Below are 23,186 nucleotides of genomic sequence, written 5' to 3' on the forward strand. Positions count from 1 at the left end.
CTGCTCGGCGAGGGGCCTGCGCGGTGAGGGGGCTCGGGGGATCCGACACCGGGCGGGTCACCGAGCGGCGGCGGTGACCCGCCCCAGCGTGATGGTGAGACCCTCCGAGGCCGCGAGGACCTCCTCGATCCCGAGGCGATCGGCCTGCTCGCGCACCGCGGGCATGAACCCGTCGATCACCTCGTCGGAGTGCGCGGGGTCGTGGTGGAACAGCGCCAGCCGCCGCACCCCCGCCTCGTGGGCCACGTGGAGCGCGTAGTCGATGGTGCAGTGGCCCCAGTGGGACTTCAGCGCCCACTCCTCGTCGGTGTACTGGGCATCGTGGATGAGCAGATCGACCCCGTCGGCCAGCTCCAGCACCTCCGGCGCGACCTCGAAGCTGCCGTCGAGCGGCTGCTGGTGGTCACTGAGATAGGCGACGGTCGCACCGGCGAGCTCCACCCGGTAACCGAACGTGGGACCGATGTGCGGCACGTAGCGCGCCCGCACCTTGGCGTCGCCGATCGCCAGGTCGTCGGCGTCGATGGTGTGGAACTCGATGTCGCCGATGAGGTCCCCGACCCGCACCGGGAAGTACGGGGGCCGCATGAACTCCTCGAAGGCCTCGGCGACGGAGACCCCCTCCTGCGGAGGACCGTAGACGTCGAGCCGGGCCCCGGGGCGGTTGAGGGGGACGCAGAACGGCAGCCCCTGCACGTGGTCCCAGTGCAGGTGAGTGACGAGGGCGTGCGCTCGGAACGAGCCGTCATCCGTCTGGGTCTCGCCGAAGAAGCGGAAGCCCGTACCCAGATCGAAGACGATGGGGTCGCTGTCGGCGGTCTCCAGCGCGACGCACGCCGTGTTGCCCCCGTGGCGCCGGTTCGCCTCACACGAGCACGGTGTCGAGCCACGCACGCCGTGGAACGTCACGTTCAACGACGGTTCACCCCCCCGGTACCGACGCAGCGAAGACCCCTCTGAAGAAAGTGCCACTCACGCTAGTCATCGACCCCTACGGCCGTCCCGAAAAGTGACATGTTTCTCAACACGGTCTGAACAGCCGGTAGGGTCACCGGATCATGACCGAGATCATCCAGGGACGGGTCCGGGCCAACGGCATCGACTTCGTCCATCTCGAAGCCGGTGACGGGCCGCTCGCCCTGTGCCTCCACGGCTTCCCCGACACCGCGTGGGGATGGGAGCCGCTGCTCGCGGACCTGGCCGCGGCCGGCTTCCGGGCGGTGGCGCCGTTCATGCGCGGGTACGCGCCCAGCTCCGTCGCGGCCGACGGCCGCTACCAGACGGGCGTGCTGGCCCTCGACGCCATCGCCCTGCACGAGGCCCTCGGCGGTGACGACACGGCCGTGCTCATCGGGCACGACTGGGGAGCTCTGGCCACCTACGGAGCTACCGTCCACGAGCCCGGCCGATGGCGGCGGGCCGTCGCGGCGAGCGTGCCGCCCGCCTCGGTCATGGGGCCCGCCCTGCTCGACTACGACAACCTCAAGCACCGGTTCTGGTACCAGTTCTTCTTCTGCAACCCCCTGTCGGACGTGGCGGTGGCCATGAACGACCTGGCCTTCATCGAGCGCCTGTGGGCCGACTGGTCGCCCGGACTGGACGCCGGGCCGCACCTCCCGCGAGTGAAGGACGCGCTGCGAGAGCCGGCCAATCTCACCGCCGCGCTCTCCTACTACCGCCAGACGCTCGGCGGTATCGGTCAGGACCCGGCCATCGCCGACGTCCAGGCCGCCACCTTCCAGACGCCCAGCATCCCGGTGCTGTACCTGCACGGCACCGACGACGGCTGCATGCCCTGCCCAGAGGTCTCGACCCTCGCGGCCGCGCTGCCCGGGGAGGGTTCCCGGGTGGAGCTGGTCCAAGGCGCCGGCCACTTCCTCCAGTACGAGGCACCCCAGCGGGTCAACCGGGCGATCGTGGAGTTCCTCACCGCGTAGGCCCGCCGGTCACGGGCTGGACGGACGGCAGCCGTACGCGTCCGGCGGAGTCCACCACCGCCAGCCCGTCGCGCACGAGCGACGCCACCACCCGCGCCGCGCGCTGGTGGTCGCCGGGCCACCCCGCGACCGCGGCGACATCGGACGGCTCCACCACCCCCTGCTCGCGCAGCGCCCGGACCAGCCGGCCGCGGCCCTGACGGTCCGAGCCCTCGAAGCGGGACTGCGGCACCGACACCCCGGCGGACCCCCTCGCCGGGTCGGGCGGGAGGCCTCCACGAGCCTGCCAGGAGCAGGCGGCTCGAACCGGGCAGGCGTCGCAGCGAGGGCGGCGGCTGGTGCACACGGTGGCACCGAGGTCGAGCATCGCCTGGTTCCATCGCCACCCCGCCCCGCGGGGCACCGCCCGGTCCGCGAGGTGCTGGACCTCGGCCCGGTCGAGCGGCCGACCGGCCAGCCGGGCCAGGACCCGGGCCACGTTCGTGTCCACCACGCCGACGTCACGTTCGAACGCGAACGCCATCACCGCCCTGGCGGTGTAGGGGCCGACACCGGGCAGCCCGAGGAGGGCCTCGAGGCGGTCGGGAACCTCACCGCCGTGCTCGTGCTCGACGATGGTGGCGGCGCGATGCACGCTGACCGCTCGGCGGTTGTACCCGAGCCCGGCCCACGCCCGCACGACCTCGCCCACCTCGGCCGCCGCGCACGCCCCAGCGGTGGGGAACCGCGACAGGAACGCCTCGTAGCGGGGGATGACACGGGAGACCTGTGTCTGCTGCAGCATCAGCTCCGACACCAGGACCGCCCACGGATCGCGGGTGCGGCGCCAGGGCAGGTCACGGCGCCACCGATCACCCCAGCGCAGCAGGCGCCGGCGCGCCGGCGCCGGGAGCGGGCTCGCGGTCAACTCCGGGTGCACCACCCGATGCGCGGGGTCACTCGAAGACGGTGTCGTCGTAGGGCAGCTTCCGGGGAGGTGCGAATGCCTGCTTCCAGACCATCACCTTGCGGATGAAGTAGCAGACCTCTTCACCACGCTGGTTGATGCCCTTGGTCTCCACCTTGACCACACCACGCTTGCCGTCCGAGGTCTCCTTCTTCTCGAGGACCCGGGTCACCGCGTAGATGGTGTCACCGTGGAACGTCGGCTTGGCATGCTTCAGGGTCTCGATCTCGAGGTTCGCCACCGCTGACCCGCTCACGTCCGGGACGCTCATCCCGAGCACCAGGGAGTAGACGAGGTTGCCCACCACCACGTTGCGCCCGTGCACCGTCTCGTGCTCGGCGAACCACTCGTTGGTGTGCAGCGGGTGGTGGTTCATCGTGAGCATGCAGAAGAGGTGGTCGTCGTACTCGGTGATCGTCTTGCCGGGCCAGTGCCGGTAGACGTCACCGACCTCGAACTCCTCGAAGTAGCGGCCGAATGGGCGATCGAGCACGGTCACGGATGTCACCTCGGCGGATCGGACGGTCGGTTCGGGACGCCCGAGCGTAAGGCACGTCTCCGGCCGCGGGCCATTGCGGCTCGTGGCCCTCGTCTCGTCTCCCATTTCGTTCAGCAGCCTGCTGGTCGTGCCGATGAGAAGGAGGATGGGCGGAGCGGCGAGCGAGGAGGGATGGTCGTCCGACACGGCCTTCTTCGAGGCCCGTGACCGCCAGATCGAGCTGTGGCGCATGGTGATCCGTGCCCGCTACGCGGCGGTCGCCGCCGCCGCCCTGCTGGCGACCACCCCGGCCGCGGGCCCCAAGCACTGGTGGCTGGCCGCCATCGCCATCTTCCTGGTCATCCCCTACAACGCCGTGTACGACGTGCTCCTCCGGCGCCGGGGGGTGCTGCCGAACACCGTCGCCTACACCGACCAGGTCGTCGCCGTCGGCATCATCGCCTTCGCCCCCGAGCTCACGGTCCCCCTGCTCGTGGTCCTGCTGGCGGTGGCCGCCACCAGCGCCGTGGCCTTCGGCCGGCGGGTGGCCGCCCAGGCGGCGCTCGTCGGCGCCATCGGCACCGGCGTGGTGATGACCATCGCGCAGCCCGAGGACGCGGTGCCCGTCTACCTCATCTACCTCGTCGCCGGCGCCTTCATCATCATCGTCGTCGGCAGCGTGTCGGAGGTCGAGCGACGGGTGCGTCACCGGTACGCGGAGCTCATGGGGGGCATCGACGCGGTGGTCTGGGAGCAGGTCAGCCGGAACCCCTCCAGGTTGTACGTGAACCGCCGGGCAGAGGAGATCTTCGGCTACCCGGTCAGCGACTGGCGGCGCCCCGGGTTCTGGGGCCGGACGGTCCATCCCGACGACCGCTTCGAGGCCGCCAAGGCCTACCGGGAGGCCATCCGCAAGGGCCAGAACCGCGAACTGGAATACCGGATGATCGCGGCCGACGGCCGGGTGGTCCACGTCCACGACCGCATGCGGGTCGAGACCGACGGTGAGGGGCGCGCGGTGCACGTGCGCGGGGTGCTGCTGGACGTCACCGATCGGAAAGAGGCCCAGGAGCAGGTCGACCAGCTCATGAACCTCGTGGAGCGCATCCGGCTGGCGCTGTTCGTGTTCCGGCTGGCGGACCCTGATGACGATGAGTCGCTCACCCTGATCGCCGTGAACCCCGAGGCCTCGATGATCACCGGGATCCACCCCACAGCATCTGTCGGTCGGCGGTTCCGCGAGGTGATCCGGCTGCCGGACGCCGACGTGCTGATGGACAACCTGCTCGACGTGATCCGCCTCGACGAAGGTTGGATGGTCGCGACTTCAAGCTCGGCACCTCCAAGAAGGTGTACGCGGCCCACGCCTTCCCCCTGCCGGGCCACGCGGTGGGTCTGACCCTGCAGGACGTGACCGAGCGGGCGATGGCCGCCGAGGTGCTCCGCCGCCAGGCGCTCCACGACGGCCTGACCGGGCTGCCGAACCGCACGTTGCTCAACGACCGTCTCCGCCAGGCGCTCCAGCACGCCGAGGTGAGCGGTGAGCCGGTCGCGCTGCTCATGATGGACCTCGACCAGTTCAAGGAGGTGAACGACGCACTCGGGCACGACCACGGGGACCGGCTGCTCATCGAGATGAGCCGGCGACTCCAAGGGGTGCTGCGCGACGTCGACACGATCGCCCGGCTCGGCGGTGACGAGTTCGCGGTGCTGATGACGTTCGGCGCCAGCGAGCAGGGCGCCATCGGGGTCGCGCAGCGCATCCGGGAGGCGCTGGAGCGCCCCTTCCGGCTCGGCGGGATCAGCGTGCAGACCAGTGCCAGCATCGGGATCGCGTTGGCGCCCCAGCACGGCACCGACGCCGAGACGCTCGCGCAGCGGGCCGACGTGGCGATGTACACCGCCAAACGGGGAGGTGGCGGCATCGCCATGTACGCACCCGAGCACGACCAGTCGAGCATCCGGCGCCTCGCGCTGCTCGGCGAGCTACGCCGGGCGATCGACGACGACGAGCTGGTCCTCCACTACCAACCGGTCGTCGATCTGCGCACGGGAGAGGTGCGCAGTGCCGAGGCACTCGTGCGCTGGCAGCACCCGGAGTTCGGCCTCATGCCCCCCGGCGAGTTCATCGAGCTGGCCGAGGTGTCAGGCACCATCCACGCGCTCACCCGCTGGGTGCTCGAGCACGCCGTGCGCCAGGCACAGTCCTGGGCCGGCGCGGGTCTCGACCTGTCCGTGGCGGTCAACCTGTCGGTGCGCAACCTCTACGACCCCGATCTGGTGCCGTGGCTGTCGGATCTGCTCACCACCACCGGCCTCGCCGCCGACCGGCTCCAGCTGGAGATCACCGAGAGCGAGCTCATGGACGATCCGCTGCTGGCGATGGAGGTGCTCGGGCGGATCAAAGCGCTCGGCTCCACCACCAGCATCGACGACTTCGGCACGGGATACTCATCGCTCGCCTACCTGAAGAACCTGCCGATCGACCAGCTCAAGATCGACCGCTCGTTCGTGGGCACCATGGCTCGCGACGAGAGCGATCTCACCATCGTGCGCTCGACGATCGACCTCAGCCACAACCTGGGTCTGCTGGTGGTGGCCGAAGGAGTGGAGGATCGCACCGCGTTGGGGATGCTGGCCGATCTCGGTTGCGATCGGGCCCAGGGCTACGTCGTGAGCCGACCGGTCCCCGCGGACGACCTCGAACGCTGGCTACGTGACCCAGCGGCGCGAGGGGACCTGCAGACCCAGCTCCGCAGCTCGCTCGCGGCCGACGACCTGCCGCCGAGCAGCGTCACGCGCTGAGCGCGCCGGGCTGGCCGGGATCCTGCCGGATCCATCCGCGACGGCGGCCGCGCGCAGCGCGCAGCGGATGCAGAACGGGGCTTTGGAGCTGCCGTAGCTGTAGACCAGGCAGACCCCGCAGAACTCACCCAGGCACGACCGGCACGTGCCGGTGCTGTGCGCCCCCGGGTGGGTACGGCACACCCCCATCCTGTCCTCCTCACTTGCCGGCGGCCTTCGGAACCCCTCCCCGAACTCCCCGCTCGAGCGATCGCCCGGCGCCCCGGGTCCGACACCGGTGCCCGGGTACCGGGACCGGAATGGGAGGGCCGACTTACCCACGGGTAACCTGCGCCCATGACCGCTGCTGCTGACCTCACCGCGGCCAAGGCCGTGATCGACGCCGCCAGCGAGCTGGTGGAGCAGGCCACCCGCCACCTGGCCACCAGCTCGATCGACGACCACCAGGTCGTCGCCTACGACCTGGCGCACGCCGCCGCGGCCGTCGAGACCGGTCGGGCCATGCTCGACTACGGCGCCCGGGGAGACGTGGAGGCCCGCCTGGCCTGCGCGTACATCGCCGACGCGGTGGCCGAGATCGGGGCCAAGGTCCTCGGCCGTGAGGACGAATGGGGGACCTCACCGGCGGCCCTCGACGACACCCGGGACTTCCTGCGTGCCTACCGGGACCCGGCGTTCGTGGCGTCCCTGGCGGAGGAGCCCGGGCCGCGCCACCTCGATCCTGACTTCGAGCTGGTCCAGGACACGTTCCGGCGCTTCGCGGAGGACAAGCTGCGCCCCATCGCCGAGCACATCCACCGGCAGAACGCGGACATCCCCGAGGAGATCATCGAGGGCCTCGCCGAGATGGGCGGCTTCGGCCTGTCGATCCCCGAGGAGTACGGCGGCTACTCGATGGGCGGCGAGAGCGAGTACATCGGGATGGTGGTGGCGACCGAAGAGCTGTCGCGCGGTTCGCTCGGCGCCGGCGGGTCGCTGATCACCCGCCCGGAGATCCTCACCCGCGCCCTGCTCGCCGGCGGCACCGAGGAGCAGAAGCGCGAGTGGCTGCCCAAGCTGGCCACCGCCGAGGCGATGGCGGCGGTGGCGGTGACCGAGCCCGACTACGGCTCCGACGTGGCCGGCATCAAGGTGACCGCCACCCGGGTCAACGAGGGCCCCGATCGCGACGGGTGGCTCATCAACGGGGTGAAGACGTGGTGCACCTTCGGGGCCCGGGCCAACGTGCTGATGCTGCTGGCCCGCACCGATCCCGACCGCTCCAAGACCCACCGGGGCCTGTCGATGTTCGTGGTGCCCAAACCGGTCGGCGACGGGCACGGCTTCGTGTTCGAGCAGGAGGGCGGCGGCAAGATGGAGGGCCGCCCGATCGACACCATCGGCTACCGGGGGATGCACTCCTACGAGATCGCGTTCGACGGCTGGTTCGTCGAGGCCCGCCACCAGGTCGGGCTGGAGGCCGGACTCGGCAAGGGCTTCTACTACCAGATGGCCGGCTTCGAGAACGGCCGCCTGCAGACCGCGGCCCGCGCCGTCGGGGTGATGCAGGCCGCCTACGAGGCCGCGTTGCAGTACGCGAAGGACCGGGTGGTCTTCGGCCAGCCCATCGCCGACTACCAGCTCACCCGGGCCAAGCTCGGCCGCATGGCGTTCATGATCCAAGCCGGCCGCCAGTTCGCCTACCAGGTGGCCAGGCTGATGGCCCGAGGCGAGGGCCAGCTCGAGGCGTCGATGGTGAAGGCCTACGTGTGCAAGGCCGCCGAGTGGGTGACCCGGGAGGCGATGCAGATCCACGGTGGGTTCGGCTACGCGGAGGAGTACGACGTGAGCCGGTACTTCGTGGATGCCCGGGTGCTGTCGATCTTCGAGGGCGCGGACGAGACGCTGTGCCTGAAGGTGATCGCCCGGCGCCTGGTCGACGCCGTCTCGTGAGCGATCGCTGGTGAGGGATCGCGCCTGACCCACGACCGGCGGATGCGGCTGCGGCCGTTCTTCATGCAGACTTGCATGTTATGATGCGAACGTGCCTCGCACCGTGCAGATCCGGGACCTCGACGACGAGGTCTACGCGGCGCTGAGCCGGCGGGCCGCCGAAGCGGGTACCAGCGTGCCCGAACTGCTCCGGCGGGAGGCCACCCGGCTCGCGGCCCGCCCCACGGTCTCGGAGTGGCTGGCCCGCATCCATCGCCAGCCCAGTGAGGTGACCGCAGACGACATCATCGAGGCCCTCGACGAGACGCGCGGCTCCTGGCCGGATGATCGTCGTTGACGCCTCCTGCCTCTATGCCGTCGTCGCCGCCACCGCCGCGGCCGGACCGGTGCGAGCGCGGCTGGCCGCCGACGAGGAGCAGGCTGCGCCCCACGTGATCGACGTGGAGGTGCTCGGCATCATCCGCCGTGACCACCTCCGCGGCGCGCTCGACCGGACCGCCGCCTCCCTGGCGGTCGACGCGCTACGCACCTGGCCGGGTGAGCGCTACGGGCACCGCAGCCTGCTGGACCGGGCGTGGGACCTGCGAGCCAACGTGCGCGGTTGGGACGCGATGTACGTTGCGCTGGCCGAGGTGCTCGACGCCACCCTGGTCACGCTCGACAGCCGACTGGCCAACGCCACCGGCATCGACTGCCGGGTCGAGGTGATCCGGGGCTGAGGGCTTACAAGCCGGGGGTGTCAGCCCATGGCCGCGATGGCGTCCGCCACCGCCAGGGTGCGGCGGGCCTGCTCCACGTGGAGGTTCTCCACCATGCGACCGTTCACGGTCACCACCCCGCGTCCCTCACGCTGGGCTTCCTCGAACGCGGCGATGATCTCGCGAGCCGCGGTGATCTCGTCGTCGCTCGGGGCGAAGATCCGGTTGCAGGGCTCGAGCTGAGAGGGGTGGATGAGCGTCTTGCCGTCGAAGCCCATCTGGCGCCCCTGCCGGCACTCGGCCGCGAAGCCCTCCTCGTTGCCGATGTCGTTGTAGACACCGTCGAGGATGGCCTTGCCCGCCGCCCGGGCCGCGAGCAGGCACAGCCCGAGGCCGGTCAGCAACGGTTGCCGCCCGGGCACGTGCTCGGCGTGCAGTTCCTTCGCCAGGTCGTTGGTGCCCATCACCAGCACGGCGAGGCGCTCGGAAGCCGCCGCGATCTCCTCCGCATGGAGCATGGCCACGGGGGTCTCCACCATGGCCCAGATCCGGGTGCGGTCGGGCGCACCGGCGGCCTCGAGCGCCTTCTCGACCGCGGCCACGTCGGCGGCGGAGTTGATCTTCGGCACCACCACCGCGTCCGGGCCCGCCTGCGCGGCCGCCCGCACGTCGTCGGCATGCCAGCGGGTGTCGAGCCCGTTGACCCGGATCGTGATCTCGCGCGAGCCGTACTCCCCGGAAGCCGCCGCCGCGCACACCCGGTCGCGAGCCTCGGCTTTCGCATCGGGCGCGACGGCGTCCTCGAGATCCAGGATCAGCCCGTCGGCGGGAAGGGTCTTGGCCTTCTCCAGGGCGCGCTCGTTGGCCCCCGGCATGTAGAGCACGGAGCGGCGTGGCCGCAGGTCGTCCGACATCGAGAACCCCCTAGAACCCGTAGGCCGATGCCAGCTCGGGATCGCGCGCCGCGAGCTGCTCGGCCAGCTCCATGATCACCTTGCACTGCTTGACCGAGGCGTCGTCCTCCATCTTGCCGTCGAGCATGATGGCCCCGGTGCCGTCGCCCATGGCCTCGATCACCCGGCGGGCGTGGGCCACGTCGGCCGGGTCGGGTGAGAACACCCGCTTGGCGATGTCGATCTGCACGGGGTGCAGGCTCCACGCGCCGACGCAACCCAGCAGGTAGGCGTTGCGGAACTGGTCCTCGCAGGCCACGGTGTCCTTGATGTCCCCGAAGGGCCCGTAGTACGGGAGGATGCCGTTCGACACGCAGGCATCGACCATGCGGGCGATGGTGTAGTGCCACAGGTCCTGTTGGAAGGTGGCCCGGTCCCCTTCGATGTCGTCCCCCTCGGGGTCTTCACGCACCAGGTAGCCGGGGTGCCCCCCACCGACCCGGGTGGTCTTCATCCGCCGGTTGGCGGCCAGGTCCGCCGGGCCGAGCGAGAGCCCCTGCATCCGGGGTGAGGCACCGCAGATCTCTTCCACGTTCGCCACGCCCCGGGCGGTCTCGAGGATGGCGTGGAGCATGATCGGCCGGGTGAGCCCGGCACGCGCCTCGAGCTGGGCGATGAGCCGGTCGACGTAGTGGATGTCCTCGGGGCCTTCGACCTTGGGGATCATGATCACGTCGAGCCGGTCGCCGATCTCGGTCACCGCGGCGATGAGATCGTCGAGGCACCAGGGCGAGTCGAGCGAGTTGACCCTGGTCCAGAACTGGGTGTCACCGAACTCGACGGTCCTGCCCACCTCGATCAGCCCGGCCCGAGCGGCTTCCTTGTCGGCCGCGGGGACGCCGTCTTCCAGGTTGGCGAGCAGCACATCGACCTTCGGGACCAGCTCCGGCACCTTGGCCACCATCTTCGGGTTGGAGGGGGGGAAGAAGTGGATCATCCGCGAGGGGCGCACCGGGATCTCGCGCAGCGGTTCGGGCGCGCCGACCGCCAGCGGCCGGAAGAAGTCCTTGGGGTTCCGCATGCCCTGACCCTACGGCGGCAGCCCGGAGGCCGCGAAATCCCCCGTTGCGGGTCAGCCCTCGAGATCGGCGGGCACGAGCTGCTCGGTGAGCAAGCGCTCGAAGCGAGCAGGATCCCCACCCACGAAGCACCGGCAGCGCGGCAGGCCCTCCACGTAGCAGGAGATGTAGGACCGCCACAGCGGGTCGGTGAGAAACGCCACCGCCTTTTCGGCCCGCGCCCGAGGCAGCAACGCCCATCGCTCCAGGTAGGCCACCACCTCGTCCGCGGGCTGATGCTCCTGGTGCAGCAGCCAGGCCGCGTTGGCTCGCACCGCCGCCAGTGTCTCCGAGGCGCTGGCCACGGCGGCGGCCACCTCGGCGTCGTAGCGAATGCCGAGCGCCCGGAAGTGCTCGGCCAGCACCGGCTCGGGGCGCTCCCCCAGCAGCACCTCGAGACCCAGGTCCGCCAGGCCCTCGGCGAGCAGGCACTGGGGGGTGCCCACGAGGAAGATGGTCTCCTCCAGGTGACCGCGGCGGCGTACCAGCCCCACCTCCTTGCGGGTGTGCTCGGTGTGATGCCCCGGATAGGCCTCGTGGGCGACGAGCTGCCCGAGCGAGAGCGACAGCACCGGCAGGTCGGTGTTGATCGCCACCCGGCTCCGGAGTCCGCCGAGGTAGTGGTTGAAGCCGGACCAGGGCCGGTCGGTCACCAGCTCCCAGTCGACGTGCTCACCGTCGGGGAGGCCGAAGCGTCGCCCGGTGCGCTCCCGGAAGTCCTCGGCGAGGGAGCGCACCGCGAGCTCGATCGCGCCGGGTTCGATGGCGTGGCTCTCCCGCCAGGTGATGTAGCGCTCGGGGAGCGGGCCCGTGCCGGGTAGCGACTCCTCCAGGCGAGCGTGGGCCGCGGCCAGCTCGTCCTCGGGTCGCGGGATGGGTCGCACGCCGTAGCAGCGCTCGACCTCCTCGGCGTAGGGGATCATCTCGCCCGCCAACCGCCGGGCGGTGGTGTGCAGGCCGACGAGCTGGGCTCGCAACCAGCGGCGCCGGATGGGGTCGAGGTCCTCGCCGCCCGCCCCACCGTCGAGGGCGGCGATGAGCGCGCCGGCGCGCTCCGCCAGTGCCGCCGGGGGGTGGAGCGGTTCCGCGGCGACGCGGGCCGAGAGCTCGGCCGGCCCGTAGTAGGCATCCACGAGGCCGTCCACGTGGCGGCCGAGCCGCAGGCCCAGCTCCAGGTAGCCGGTGACGGGATCGGGCTGGTTCAGCGGACCGTCTCGCGGAAGAACGAGATGGTCTCCCGCCAAGCCTTTTCCGCGGTCTCCGGGTGGTGGACCTCGGGGCGGGTGTCATTGAAGAACGCGTGATCCACACCCGGATGCACCACCAGCTCGACATCCTTGCCGAGCGCGGTGAGCTGCTCTTCGAGGGCCTTCACCTTGTCCGGCGGGAAGAAGCCATCCTCGCTCGCGAAGTGGCCCCGCACCTTGGCGGTGAGCTTGGACCAGTCCGGCTCGACCGCCTCCCAGGGGATCACCCCGTAGAACGGGGCTATGGCCACCACCGCGTCCGGTCGCATGGTGCCGACCAACATGGCGAGCCCGCCACCCATGCAGAACCCGACGACCCCCACCCCGTCACTGGTGACGGCCTCGAGCGACCGCAGGTGGTCGATGGCCCCGGAGAGGTCCCTGCCGGCCTGCTCGAGGTTGAGGGCCATCATCAGCTTGCCGGCCTCGTCGGGCTCGGTGGTCTGGCGGCCGTGATAGAGGTCGGGAGCCAGGGCCACGAAGCCTTCGGCCGCGAAGCGGTCACACACCTCCTTGATGTGGGGCACGAGCCCCCACCATTCCTGGATCACGATCACCCCCGGCCCGCTCCCGCTGGCGGGCACCGCCAGGTAGCCGGAACAGGTGTGGCCGTTGCTCGGGAAATCGATGAGCTCACCCATGGACGCGCACCCTACCTCCCGTCCGTCGGGAGAGGTGCGGGCGACGGTGGGGAGGGATGTGCTGAGAGCGCTCGCCCAGCGAGCCTGCGCTGCGGGGGCTCCGGCAGCGTCCCGGGTCGGAGGATCAGCGGAAGTACCCGAGGACGTCGACGACCACGTTGGTGCTCAGGTTGGCGCAGAGGCTGCAGAACGCATCGCTGTCCAGGGCGGTCACGGTCGTCACCGCGACGTTCCGGTTCGGGGGGGGGACCAGTTGAGATTCGACGTCCCTGGCCAGGCGATGCCGGCACGGTACACGGACAGGAAGCCACCCGATCCTGCGGTGTTGGTGGCGGTGAGACTGATCAGCGCCGCCGTGGCCCCCGCGGGCACCCCCGAGCCGTTGGCCTTGAGATCGCAGGGGCGCGGCGTGTTGCCGGGGAGCGGAGCCTTCGTGCCGATGTTCGGGAGGTAGCAAGGGCGGGAGTCGTAGACCCGCACCGGGGTCGGGAGAATGTGCAACGCGCCAGCAGTGCCCGCGCCGCTCACCTTGCGCCACGTGCCTGGGGTCCCGCTGGCCACGCAGTACCAGAGGTCGCCGTCGGTGTCGCACACGATGGAGCCGGCGATTCGAGCGTAGGCGGTCGATGGTGGTGGCGACGCCCCCCCGAGCCTGAAGTGGACGGCGGCCTCGTCGACGTAGGCGTCGATTCCGCTCCCCGAGTTCGAGCCCACATCCAGGCCGGTGTCAGAGGACGAGAAGCCGTAGAGCGCGATCCCGCTCGTGCAGTTGGCGGCCACCGCGACCCCGTTCACCGCCGAGCCGTGGACCCCGTAGCCGGACTGGGATGCCCCCGCACGCCGGTGCCGTTGCTGGTCGCCGACCCCCTAACCCCGACATTGAACGCGCCGGTGTTCCCCTGTACGCCCGTGCCGCTCGTCGAGGTGCCGACGACCCCGACCCCCGAGGTGGGGTTCGCCGTCCCCGTCACCGCCGGGTTGCCATCAAAGGTGCCGGAGGCCGCCGCTGCGTCCAGCATCACCTCGGGCGGTCGAGGACGCCAGGATTCGCGTGCTGCGCCGGGATCAGTACGTGCCGCCGAGCTTGCGGTGGTCCCAGGAGACGATCTTCTCGGGCACGATCTCGACAGCCACCCGCTTGTTCGCCAGCGCGTGTGCCATCACCTCCGCCTCCTCTTCGGTGGCTGGCGTCCAGTAGCGCATCACCACGTCCTTCGCCACCCGCATCAGGGTGTCGGCATCGTCGTGGATGACGGCCTTGCCGACGATCTCCACCCCACGGAGGTTCTCGTACTGGTCGCCGTCCTCCACCAGTGCGGTGATGCGTGGGTCGCGCCGAAGGTTGAGCACCTTCTGGCTCTTGGCGAAGGTCTCGAACGCCGGGTTCCCGTCGAGGAACCCGTACCACATGGCCACCAGGTGGATGTTGCCGTCCGGACCAATGGTGGCGATGTTCATCGTCTGGCGCTCGCGCAGGAACGCTCGCACCTCCTCGTCGGTCATCCTGATCGCGTCACGCCGCTTCGGCATCGGCCTCTCCCTTCTCGTCGTCTCGATCCACTCGCCCGCGGTGGGCGGCCGTCAGAACACGTCGCCCTTGAACAGCTCGGGTGCCACCGGGCAGTCGGTGCGCCGGAGGCCCTGCTCGACGGGCTCCGGCCCGCAGGGTCCCACGAGGCGATCGACCAGCTCCAGAGGAAGCACCTCGTCGTCGGCGTCCCAGGGCTCGGCCGCCCTCACCGCCCTGGACCGCAGGCCCTCCCACATGCGCTGGGGGAGCAACCGGCCCACGCCCCCGACCAGCCACACCGGCACACCCAGGTGGCGGGCGACGGCCGCGGCTGCCAGCGAGCCGCTGACCGCCAGCGCTTCGCCCGGACCGATCGCGCTGGCCTCCAGCAGCACCAGGTCACCGGCCGCGACCGCCGCGCCCAGGCCGGCTTGGGGGACGTCCACGGCCTCGACGTCCGCGCTGAGCAGGCGACGCACGAGCCCCGATCCCTCGCCCAGCGCGTCGACCACCAACACCTCCAGGTCCCCCCGGCGGGCCAGCGTGTCGTCGATGGTGCTCGGCCAGCCCAGCACCACCACCGTGGCGCGGTCGGGCAGGGCATGCGCCAGCTCCGCGGCCGTCGGGTCCGCCGCGACCGCGCCGGCCGCTTCCCAGATCTCCGAGCGCGGATCGCTGGCGGTGAGCACCCGGGCCGCGAACCACACCAGCGGGCCCGACGCGGGCTGGCGGGACACGATCCTGCGGCAGGCGGTCACCAATCCCTGCGGGTCATCATCGAACGACGCCAGCGCCCGGGCCGTCTCCTGCACCAGTACCTCGGCCGGCGCGCCCGACGCCCGGGCCACGTACCGGAGCCGCTCGATCGGGTGCACGTCCCCTTTCTACCGGTTCCTACGTCCCGGGCTTCCAGATCATGTCGATCATCAGCAGCAGGAACAGCAGGTGCAGGATGCCGGTGTACATGCCTGCCCGCTTGCCCCGGGCCTGCAGCTCCGCCACCTCGGCCGGTGGCCCGCCGGGGCCCGGGGTGACCTGACCTGACACGAGCTTCTCCTGCAGGGCGAGCATCGCCCGGAGATTCGGGACGTGCACGAACAGCGAGAACAGCGCGGCGGCGAAGAACAACAGGAACGCGATCGAGATCCAGGTGTCGGAGAACTTCCAGGCCTCGTCCGACAGCACGATGAGCACGACACCGAACGCGCCCGCAGCCCAGATGAAGGGGGTGGTGAGCACCTTGGCGGCCTGGAAGCCCGCGTTGCTCATCGCGTACGCCACCGGTGGCTCCTGCTGGCGGGCCTTGGCCGCCAGCACCGGCCAGACGAACGACGATCCGAAGCCCACGATCACCGCCAGCAGGTGCAGCAGGAAGAACAACTGATACGCGAACGAACCGGTGCCCATGGCCAACGCTCCTCTCTCCGATCGGCGACGCTAGCCGAGTGGTCGGCCGGGGGCGCGAACGCTACGTTCTTCCGCCGTGCCCATCGACGTTCCGCCGGACACCCCGCTCAAGCGGCTCGGAGGAGACAGCCGGCCGCTGGAGGAGTGGACCACCACCTTCCACCTGGCCCTCGTGGTGCTCGACCCTTACACCTACGAGAGCGCCTGGCTGCTGGACACGGCCGGGCGGATCCTGCGGAACTTCGCCGAGGCCGACTGCCGCACGGCCTTCGTCGTGACCTGCGACGACGACGACGCATCGGCGTTCCTCGGCCCCTGGGGCAGGGAGTTCCTGGTCTTCACCGACCCCGACCGGCTGGCGGTCAAGAACCTCGGACTCGAACACCTGCCGGCCTTCGTGCACATCAACCAGGCCAACCAGATCGAGGCGAAGGCCGAGGGCTGGCACCCCGACGAGTGGCGGGCGGTGGCCGAGAACCTGGCCGAGCGCATGAGCTGGCGCCGCCCGACCATCCCCGAGGCGGGCGATCCGGCCCCCTACGCGGGCACGCCGGCGCTGGGCTGACCGTCCACCGTCACGGTCACACGTCGAGGATCGCGCCCGAGGCCACCAGCTCGTCGCGCAGGGCCGTGGTGTCGACGGTGGAGACGTCGACCGCGCCGCCGTCACCGTCGCCGCCCACAGTCAGCATGGCCGCCGCCAGACCGGCCGCCTCCCCCGAGGCGAAGCACGGGGCCATCACCCGGCACGAGGCCAGCGCGTGGTGGTCAGCGGAGAGGCACCGGCCGGCGACCAGCAGGTTGGAGGGGCCCGCCGACGGTACCAGCGACCGGTACGGGAGCTGGTAGGCCACGCCGTCGGGCAGGAACCGGTACTCGGTGCCGCGCCCGGACACGTGGTACTCCTGCGGCCAGGCCGCTGCGAGCACCGCGTCGGGGAACCGAGCCGCGCCTACGACCTCGTCACCGGTGAGGGTGTGCTGCCCGAGCACGTGGCGGGTCTCGCGCACCCCCTGCTGGGTGGCCGTATCCGAGAGGAACGCGCCCGCGAAGCCTGGCACGTGGGCCTGCACGAAGGCGGCCGCTTCCTCTGCCCGGCGCCGGCCTTCCAGCTCCCCCCAGGTGAGATCGAACAGGTCGGTGGCATCCAGGGGCGCGCCGTCCCGGGACAAGCGGACCATGGCACCGATGGCCTCACCCGGCCGCATGGTGGGGATCACCGCTCCGCCGTCACGGGTCAGGTGCCCGCCGTGCGCCGCGACCGCCTCAGAGAAGGCGGCCAAGCCGCCGGACATGGCCGCCTCGATGTCCGCGTGCTGCAGGAAGAACTGCATGGAACCGAACTGCCGCTGGCCGGGACCTCCCATCTCCCACGGCGCACCGGATGCCACGGCGACATCCGCGTCCCCGGTGGCATCGACGAAGACCCGCCCCGCGATCGCCCGGGGGCCTTGCTTGGACGCCACCACCACCGCCTCCAGCGCGCCGGCGCCGGGGGCGAGCACCACCTCCGAGACCAGCGCGTGCAGCAGCAGGGTGATGCGCTCCGACCCCGGGCCTTCGGTGACCAGGTGGTCGGCGAGGCGCTTCGCCGCCCAGGGCACGTACAGCAGCACCGCGGTGTCCTTGAACGGGTACGGCCCCAGCCCGGCCCCCCGGGCCACCAGCTCACCGGCGAACTCCCGGGCCAGGCCGCCGGTGACGTGCGTGAACCGACCCGGCGCCTCGCGCACGTACAGCCCGCACATGGTGCCCACCGCGGCCACCGTGAAGTTGCCCCCGAGGAAGCCGTAGCGCTCGAGGAGCACGACCCGGGCACCGTGGCGAGCGGCGGCGAGCGCGGCGCCCAGCCCGGCGGGACCGCCGCCGCACACCACCACGTCCGCCTCGGCGATCACCTCCGCGTCGCGCCCCGGCACGCGCAACCACCGCCGGCCTCGCCGACCCGCGGGCACCATGTCAGATGATCCCCCCTCTGGTCATGGCGATGACATCGAGCGCCCGGTCGAGCTCCTCGTCGGTCATCAAGCCTCGCTCACGCACGATCTCCCGGATGCTTCGTCCCGTACGCACCGACTCCTTGATGATCTCCGCGGCCCGCTCGTAGCCGATGTAGGGGTTGAGCGCGGTGCCGATGGAGGGTGAGGCCTCCGCGTACTGCCGGAGCCGATCGACGTTGGCGCGGATGCCGTCGATGCAGCGCTTGGCGAACAGCTCGCTCACGTTGGCGAGCAGGCGGATCGACTCGATCAGGTTGCGGGCCATCATCGGCATGTAGACGTTCAGCTCGAAGTTGCCCTGCGAACCGGCGAATGCCACCGCGGCGTCGTTGCCGATCACCTGCACCGCCACTTGCGTCACCGCCTCGGGGATCACCGGGTTCACCTTGCCCGGCATGATCGACGAGCCCGGCTGCAGATCGGGAAGGAAGACCTCCGCCAGCCCGGCGCGCGGGCCGCTGCCCATCCAGCGCAGGTCGTTGGCGATCTTGATCAGTGCGACCGCCAGGGTGCGCATCTCGCCTGACATCTCCACCAGCGGGTCGCGGGATCCCTGGGCAGCGAAGTGGTTGCGAGCCTCGGTGAGTGGGAGAGCGAGACGCTCGGCCAGCGCGGCGATCACCTTGGGAGCGAACTGCTTCGGCGCGTTGATACCGGTGCCCACCGCGGTGCCGCCCAAGGGGAGCTCACCGCAGCGCGGCAACGCCTCCTGCAGCCGCACGATCGACGCGTGGACCTGCGCGGCGTACCCGCCGAACTCCTGGCCGAGCGTGACCGGAGTGGCGTCCATGAGATGGGTCCGCCCGGCCTTGACCACGTCGCGGAACTCCTTCTCCTTGCGTCGCAGCGCGAAGTAGAGGACCTCCAGCGCAGGCACCAGGTCGCGTAACACCCCTTCGACCACCGCGATGTGGATCGCGCTGGGGAACACGTCGTTGGACGATTGGGAGGCGTTGACGTGGTCATTCGGGTGGACCGCCCCAGGCTCGCCGAGCCGCTCGGAGGCCAGGTTGGCCAGTACCTCGTTCATGTTCATGTTGGAGGAGGTGCCCGACCCGGTCTGGAACACGTCGACCGGGAACTGGTCGTCCCAGAACCCCTCCGCCACTTCCTCGGCGGCGTCGAAGATCGCCCGGCCGATCCGGCGGTCGACCTGGGGGACGGACTTCAGCGACGCGTTGACCAGCGCGGCCTGCCCCTTCACCAGCGCGAGGGCGCGTATCAGCCGGGGCTCGAGCCGCTGGCCGGAGATCGGGAAGTTCTCCACCGCCCGCTGGGTCTGGGCGCCCCACCTGGCCTCGGCGGGCACCCGGACCTCCCCCATCGAGTCGTGCTCGACGCGGTGCGGCAGCTCTGCGGGGAGGTGTTGGGACTCGCTCACCCCCCGATTCTCGCAGTCAGCGGCGCAAGGTGACGGGCCGGGAGACCTCCGCGAAGAAATCGTTGCCCTTGTCGTCGACCACCACGAACGCCGGGAAGTCCTCCACCTCGATCATCCACACGGCCTCCATGCCGAGCTCGGGGTACTCGAGGACCTCGACCTTGCGGATGCAGTCCTGGGCCAGGCGCGCGGCCGGGCCACCGATGGAGCCCAGGTAGAACCCACCGTGGCGCTTGCACGCCTCGGTCACCTGCTTGGAGCGGTTCCCCTTCGCCACCATCACGTGGCTGCCACCCGCGGCCATGAACTCGTCGACGTAGGCATCCATCCGGCCCGCGGTGGTGGGGCCGAACGATCCCGATGCGTACCCCTCCGGGGTCTTCGCCGGCCCCGCGTAGTAGACGGGGTGATCCCGCAGGTAGTCGGGCAACGGCTCACCCGCGTCGAGGCGCTCCTTGATCTTCGAGTGGGCGATGTCGCGGGCCACCACCATCGGGCCGGTGAGCATCACCCGGGTCTTGACCGGCAGCTTCGACAGCTCGGCCCGGATCTCATCCATCGGCCGGGTCAGGTCGATGCGCACCACCTCCCCGGACAGCTCGTCCTCGTCGACCTCGGGCAGGTACGAGGCGGGATCGGTCTCGAGCTGCTCGAGGAACACGCCCTCGGCGGTGATCTTGCCCAGTGCCTGCCGGTCCGCCGAGCACGACACCGCCAGCGCCACCGGGCAGGACGCGCCGTGACGGGGAAGCCGGACGACCCGCACGTCGTGGCAGAAGTACTTGCCGCCGAACTGCGCGCCGATGCCGAAGCTCTGGGTGAGCGCGAGCACCTGGGCTTCGAGCTCGAGGTCTCGGAACGCCCGACCCCGCTCGTCGCCCGTGGTGGGCAGGGTGTCCAGGTACCGGGCGGAGGCCAGCTTGGCAGTCTCGAGGGCCATCTCCGCCGACGTCCCACCGACCACCACCGCCAGGTGGTACGGCGGGCAGGCCGCGGTGCCCAGGCCGCGCAGCTTCTCGTCCAGGAACGCCATGAGCCGTGCGGGGGTGAGCAGCGCCTTGGTCTCCTGGAACAGCAGGCTCTTGTTGGCCGAGCCACCACCCTTGGCCATGAACAGGAACTTGTAGGTGTCACCGTCGACCGCGGCGATCTTGATCTCCGCGGGGAGGTTGGTCTTCGTGTTCACCTCCTCCCACATGCTCAACGGGGCCATCTGCGAGTACCGCAGGTTCGCGTCCCGGTAGGTCTCGTACACCCCTCGGGCGATGGCCGCCTCGTCACCGCCTCCGGTGAGCACGAACTGCCCTTTGCGGGCTTTCACGATGGCCGTGCCCGTGTCCTGGCACATGGGCAGCACGCCGCCCGCCGAGATGCACGCGTTCTTGAGCAGGTCCAGGGCCACGAACCGGTCGTTGCCGGACGCCTCGGGGTCCTCGAGGATCGCGGCGAGCTGCGCCAGGTGCCCGGGGCGCAAATAGTGGGCGATGTCCCACATCGCCTCCCGGGTCAGCCGGGTGAGCGCGGACGGCTCGACCCGCACGAAGCGGTGGCCCGCCGCCTCGACCTCCGACACCCCCTCGGTGGTGATCAGCCGGTACGGGGTGGGGTCAGGGCCGAGCTGGAACAGCTCCTCGTACGCGAACTCGCTCATGGCGCCAGCGTCCCACACGGTCCGCCCGGCAGAGCAAACGGCGCGCTCCCGTACAGGTCCTACTCGGTGTCGCGCGGCTCGCGATCCAGCCACACCTGGGTGAGCGACACCGTCCCCTGCTCCATGCCCAGGCCGGGCGAACCCTGCGGGGTGGTCCGCTGCGTGAGGTCCCGCACGTCTCGGCCGGCCACCAGGCCCTGCGGCAGACGCACCAGGAAGAGGTAGGCCGCGCCGGTGACCACATCGTTCTGGATGGCCCGATAGGCGTCCACCTGCCGGGCCAGCTCGGAGGTGGCCCGTGCGCTGTCGAACGAGCCGTCGATCGCCGGTGACCCGAGGCGAGCCAGGTTCGGACCCGGCGCACCCACCGGGGTCAGCTCCGACAGGTGCAGCTGCGGGTACCACAGGTCGGGATGCCAGGATCCGAACAGCGGCAGGACGGCCGCGTCGAACCCACCGACGGCCACGGCCTGCCGCACCTCGGTGAGGGGCACCACCCGGAAACGAGCCCTGATGCCCGCATCACGCAGCTGCTGGCCCCACCGGGTGGTGAACCGGCGAATCACCGGGTCGTCGGGCACCAGCACCTCGAACGTGAGCGACGTCCCGTAGCGATCGATGAAGCGCTCGAGCTCGGTCTCGGTAGCCGGCAGGCTGTGGGGCAGGACCGGCGGATCGTTGTACCACAGGGAGGTGTCGACCACCGGCCCCCTCGCCCACTTCACGAAGCCGCGGTCCCCGTCGCCGACGATCTCGGCTCGATCGGTGGCGTAGCCCAGCGCCTGCCGGGCGCTGAAGTCGCTGAAGGGCATCCGGCCGGCGTTGAGCACCACGGTGAGCTTCGGGGCCTCGCCTTCGAGATCGGCGAGGACCTGCGTGCGGCGCTCCGCAGCGCGCGCCGAGGCGAGTGCCAGCAGCACCGGATCGTCGACGAGGGCGACATCCACCTTGCCCTCCTCCACCGCCCGCACCCGAGCGGCGCCCTCGGGGAGCACCCGCACATCGATCTCGTCGAGGCGGGGTAGACCGTCCCGCCAGTAGGTGGGGCTCTTGCCGAGCACGAACGACCCGTCCGAGTCCCGGGACCGCACCCGGAACGGGCCGCTGCCCACGGGCCGGGCCCCCCCGTCGGCCGCCATCAGGCTCGCTGGCGACGCGACGAAGCCCACCTGGGTGGTCAGCACGTGAGGGAACGTCGACCACGGAGCGCGGAGCCGCACGTTGACGGTCCGCGGTCCGGTGACGAACACCGCTCGCACCGGTCGCAGCAGCGCTTCCGCCGCCGGGCTGGTCCGCTGCGCCTCCAGGTTGGCCCGCAGTGCTTCGGCATCGAGCGGTGTGCCGTCGTGGAAGACGAGGTCCGCTCGCAGGGTGATGGCCCACTCGGTGAAGTCCGCGTTGGGGGTGAAGGACTCGGCCAGTGCCGGTTCGAGCTGGTACGTGTCGCTGTAGTCGGCCAACCGGTCGAACACCGCCCGGCCCACCTGCAGGGCGGTCGAATCCCAGGGGCCCGCCGTAGGACGCAGGTCGCCGGCGTCGCGCTCGACGGCCATCACCAGCCGACCGCCGTTCCGGGGGCCGCTCGCCGCGGGCTGCTCGGCCTGCTCGGGCGGGCTGGTCTGTGGTTCGGGTGGATCGGCGCAGGCGGCACCGACCAGCGCCAGGGCGGCGAGCACGACCATCGACAGGTGCATCCGGCACGCCTTCGACATGGAGGCAGCAGCCTAGCGAGCGGTGTTCAGCGCCGGTCGTCGCTCCGGGGGCCGATCAGCGGGCCGTCCACCCGCCGTCGACCACCAGCACCTGGCCGGTCACGTAGGAGGAGGCTTCGCTGGCGAGGTACAGCACGGCCCCGTCCAGCTCGTGCTCTCGGCCGCCACGGGCCATGGGCGCGTTGCGACGGAGGTAGGCCATCGAGGCCTCGTCGGTGAACATCTCGGCGGTCATCTCGCTCGGGAACCATCCCGGCGCGATGGCGTTCACCCGCACCCCTCGCCGCGCCCACTGCACGGCGAGCTCCCGGGTGAGGTTCACCACCGCGCCCTTCGAGGCCGCGTAGCTCGCCTGCTTGATGGGCGCGGAGGCGACGAGGCCGAGGATGGACGTGATGTTGATGATCGAGCCTCGACCCTGTTCGATCATCTGCCGGCCGGCGAGCTGGCTGAGGGCGAAGACCGCGGTGACGTTCACGTCCATGACCTGCGCGAACTGCTCGACCGGTTCGTCCTCCGCGGGCGCTGGTGCGCCGATCCCCGCGTTGTTGACGAGCACGTCGACCCGCCCGAAGGTCTCGATGGTGCGGGCGATCAACCGTTCCCGGTCAGCCGGGAGGCTGACGTCCGTCGGCACCGCGACCGCTCTCCGGAGCTCGGCCGCGAGATCCTCGATGCGGGCACGGCGCCGAGCCGCGAGCACGACCGAGGCGCCCGCGGCGTGAAGCACCCGCGCGAACCGGACGCCGAGACCACTCGACGCCCCGGTCACGACGGCCACCCGACCGTCGAGCCGGAACAGCTCATCGACCCGAACCTCGGCCATGGCC

Annotated in this window: 23 protein-coding genes; 7 read left to right on the plus strand and 16 right to left on the minus strand. The window is 70.9% G+C overall.

The genetic code is table 11. From position 1 onward, the window contains the following. Positions 1 to 57: 57 nt before the first annotated feature. The gene (locus V7004_RS01075; protein ID WP_334141271.1) at positions 58 to 909 is read right to left on the minus strand and encodes an MBL fold metallo-hydrolase; all 852 of its coding nucleotides are present in this window, start codon (positions 907 to 909) and stop codon (positions 58 to 60) included. Positions 910 to 1,058: 149 nt separating this feature from the next. Between V7004_RS01075 and V7004_RS01080 the strand changes: the two genes are divergently transcribed. Further along, entirely contained in the window at positions 1,059 to 1,937 is an 879-nt protein-coding gene (locus V7004_RS01080) for an alpha/beta fold hydrolase (protein WP_334141272.1), read from the plus strand. Here the strand turns inward: V7004_RS01080 and V7004_RS01085 are convergent. Both V7004_RS01085 and V7004_RS01090 read right to left on the minus strand, forming a co-directional pair. Then, positions 1,927 to 2,856 carry an A/G-specific adenine glycosylase gene (locus V7004_RS01085; protein WP_334141274.1) on the minus strand — a complete coding sequence of 310 codons (930 nt, stop codon included), beginning with the start codon at positions 2,854 to 2,856 and terminating at the stop codon, positions 1,927 to 1,929. The two genes, V7004_RS01080 and V7004_RS01085, sit on opposite strands and share 11 nt — an antisense overlap. A gap of 16 nt (positions 2,857 to 2,872) precedes the next feature. Continuing rightward, a complete protein-coding gene (locus V7004_RS01090) occupies positions 2,873 to 3,382 on the minus strand; it encodes a MaoC family dehydratase (RefSeq protein ID WP_208027313.1) in 510 nt (169 codons plus the stop codon). Between the two features lie 145 nt (positions 3,383 to 3,527). Here V7004_RS01090 and V7004_RS01095 point away from each other — a divergent pair, with 145 nt between their 5' ends. The 5 genes from V7004_RS01095 to V7004_RS01115 all read left to right on the plus strand — a co-directional run bounded on the left by V7004_RS01095 (position 3,528) and on the right by V7004_RS01115 (position 8,817). Further along, on the plus strand, positions 3,528 to 4,760 hold the full coding sequence (locus V7004_RS01095; protein ID WP_334141278.1) for a PAS domain-containing protein: 1,233 nt from the start codon (positions 3,528 to 3,530) through the stop codon (positions 4,758 to 4,760). Continuing rightward, on the plus strand, positions 4,673 to 6,166 hold the full coding sequence (locus V7004_RS01100; RefSeq protein ID WP_334141280.1) for a putative bifunctional diguanylate cyclase/phosphodiesterase: 1,494 nt from the start codon (positions 4,673 to 4,675) through the stop codon (positions 6,164 to 6,166). Before V7004_RS01095 ends, V7004_RS01100 begins: the two co-directional genes overlap by 88 nt. Positions 6,167 to 6,502: 336 nt before the next feature. Next, positions 6,503 to 8,098, plus strand: coding sequence for an acyl-CoA dehydrogenase family protein (locus tag V7004_RS01105; RefSeq protein ID WP_334141282.1), 1,596 nt, complete (start codon positions 6,503 to 6,505; stop codon positions 8,096 to 8,098). 91 nt (positions 8,099 to 8,189) lie between these two features. Continuing rightward, positions 8,190 to 8,435 carry a FitA-like ribbon-helix-helix domain-containing protein gene (locus V7004_RS01110; protein ID WP_334141283.1) on the plus strand — a complete coding sequence of 82 codons (246 nt, stop codon included), beginning with the start codon at positions 8,190 to 8,192 and terminating at the stop codon, positions 8,433 to 8,435. Beyond that, positions 8,422 to 8,817: a type II toxin-antitoxin system VapC family toxin gene (locus V7004_RS01115; RefSeq protein ID WP_334141285.1), complete on the plus strand. Its 396-nt coding sequence runs from the start codon at positions 8,422 to 8,424 to the stop codon at positions 8,815 to 8,817. The genes V7004_RS01110 and V7004_RS01115 overlap by 14 nt, the downstream gene beginning before the upstream one ends. A gap of 20 nt (positions 8,818 to 8,837) precedes the next feature. On the opposite strand, the gene V7004_RS01120 is transcribed toward V7004_RS01115, so the two are convergent. The 8 genes from V7004_RS01120 to V7004_RS01155 form a co-directional block, all read right to left on the minus strand. Further along, positions 8,838 to 9,710, minus strand: a complete 873-nt coding sequence (locus tag V7004_RS01120; RefSeq protein ID WP_334141287.1) for an HpcH/HpaI aldolase/citrate lyase family protein — start codon at positions 9,708 to 9,710, stop codon at positions 8,838 to 8,840. A gap of 10 nt (positions 9,711 to 9,720) precedes the next feature. Then, positions 9,721 to 10,770, minus strand: coding sequence for an HpcH/HpaI aldolase/citrate lyase family protein (locus V7004_RS01125; RefSeq protein WP_334141289.1), 1,050 nt, complete (start codon positions 10,768 to 10,770; stop codon positions 9,721 to 9,723). A gap of 51 nt (positions 10,771 to 10,821) precedes the next feature. After that, a complete protein-coding gene (locus V7004_RS01130; RefSeq protein WP_334141291.1) occupies positions 10,822 to 12,051 on the minus strand; it encodes a hypothetical protein in 1,230 nt (409 codons plus the stop codon). Next, a complete protein-coding gene (locus V7004_RS01135; RefSeq protein ID WP_334141293.1) occupies positions 12,009 to 12,695 on the minus strand; it encodes a dienelactone hydrolase family protein in 687 nt (228 codons plus the stop codon). The genes V7004_RS01130 and V7004_RS01135 overlap by 43 nt, the downstream gene beginning before the upstream one ends. A gap of 219 nt (positions 12,696 to 12,914) precedes the next feature. Beyond that, on the minus strand, positions 12,915 to 13,490 hold the full coding sequence (locus V7004_RS01140; protein ID WP_334141295.1) for a hypothetical protein: 576 nt from the start codon (positions 13,488 to 13,490) through the stop codon (positions 12,915 to 12,917). Positions 13,491 to 13,760: 270 nt separating this feature from the next. Beyond that, on the minus strand, positions 13,761 to 14,225 hold the full coding sequence (locus tag V7004_RS01145) for a PPOX class F420-dependent oxidoreductase (RefSeq protein WP_334141296.1): 465 nt from the start codon (positions 14,223 to 14,225) through the stop codon (positions 13,761 to 13,763). Between the two features lie 51 nt (positions 14,226 to 14,276). Then, the gene (locus tag V7004_RS01150; protein ID WP_334141297.1) at positions 14,277 to 15,080 is read right to left on the minus strand and encodes a hypothetical protein; all 804 of its coding nucleotides are present in this window, start codon (positions 15,078 to 15,080) and stop codon (positions 14,277 to 14,279) included. Between the two features lie 19 nt (positions 15,081 to 15,099). Further along, positions 15,100 to 15,612: a DUF2269 family protein gene (locus V7004_RS01155; protein WP_334141299.1), complete on the minus strand. Its 513-nt coding sequence runs from the start codon at positions 15,610 to 15,612 to the stop codon at positions 15,100 to 15,102. A gap of 76 nt (positions 15,613 to 15,688) precedes the next feature. Between V7004_RS01155 and V7004_RS01160 the strand changes: the two genes are divergently transcribed. Then, complete coding sequence (locus tag V7004_RS01160; protein ID WP_334141301.1) at positions 15,689 to 16,177, plus strand: hypothetical protein; 489 nt, start codon at positions 15,689 to 15,691, stop codon at positions 16,175 to 16,177. 16 nt (positions 16,178 to 16,193) lie between these two features. Here V7004_RS01160 and V7004_RS01165 read toward each other — a convergent pair whose 3' ends face one another. The 5 genes from V7004_RS01165 to V7004_RS01185 are packed head-to-tail and all read right to left on the minus strand — an operon-like array spanning position 16,194 to position 23,182. Beyond that, positions 16,194 to 17,570, minus strand: coding sequence for an FAD-dependent oxidoreductase (locus V7004_RS01165; RefSeq protein WP_334141302.1), 1,377 nt, complete (start codon positions 17,568 to 17,570; stop codon positions 16,194 to 16,196). A 1-nt stretch (position 17,571) separates the two neighbouring features. Next, on the minus strand, positions 17,572 to 18,993 hold the full coding sequence (locus tag V7004_RS01170; protein ID WP_334141303.1) for a class II fumarate hydratase: 1,422 nt from the start codon (positions 18,991 to 18,993) through the stop codon (positions 17,572 to 17,574). 16 nt (positions 18,994 to 19,009) lie between these two features. Beyond that, positions 19,010 to 20,644, minus strand: coding sequence for a fumarate hydratase (locus V7004_RS01175; protein ID WP_334141304.1), 1,635 nt, complete (start codon positions 20,642 to 20,644; stop codon positions 19,010 to 19,012). Positions 20,645 to 20,703: 59 nt separating this feature from the next. After that, entirely contained in the window at positions 20,704 to 22,356 is a 1,653-nt protein-coding gene (locus V7004_RS01180) for an ABC transporter substrate-binding protein (protein WP_334141306.1), read from the minus strand. 55 nt (positions 22,357 to 22,411) lie between these two features. Next, positions 22,412 to 23,182 carry an SDR family NAD(P)-dependent oxidoreductase gene (locus V7004_RS01185; protein WP_334141307.1) on the minus strand — a complete coding sequence of 257 codons (771 nt, stop codon included), beginning with the start codon at positions 23,180 to 23,182 and terminating at the stop codon, positions 22,412 to 22,414. Positions 23,183 to 23,186 lie beyond the last annotated feature (4 nt).

This window comes from Rhabdothermincola sp. (assembly GCF_036846205.1).
GTDB lineage: Bacteria > Actinomycetota > Acidimicrobiia > Acidimicrobiales > Acidimicrobilacustridaceae > Rhabdothermincola.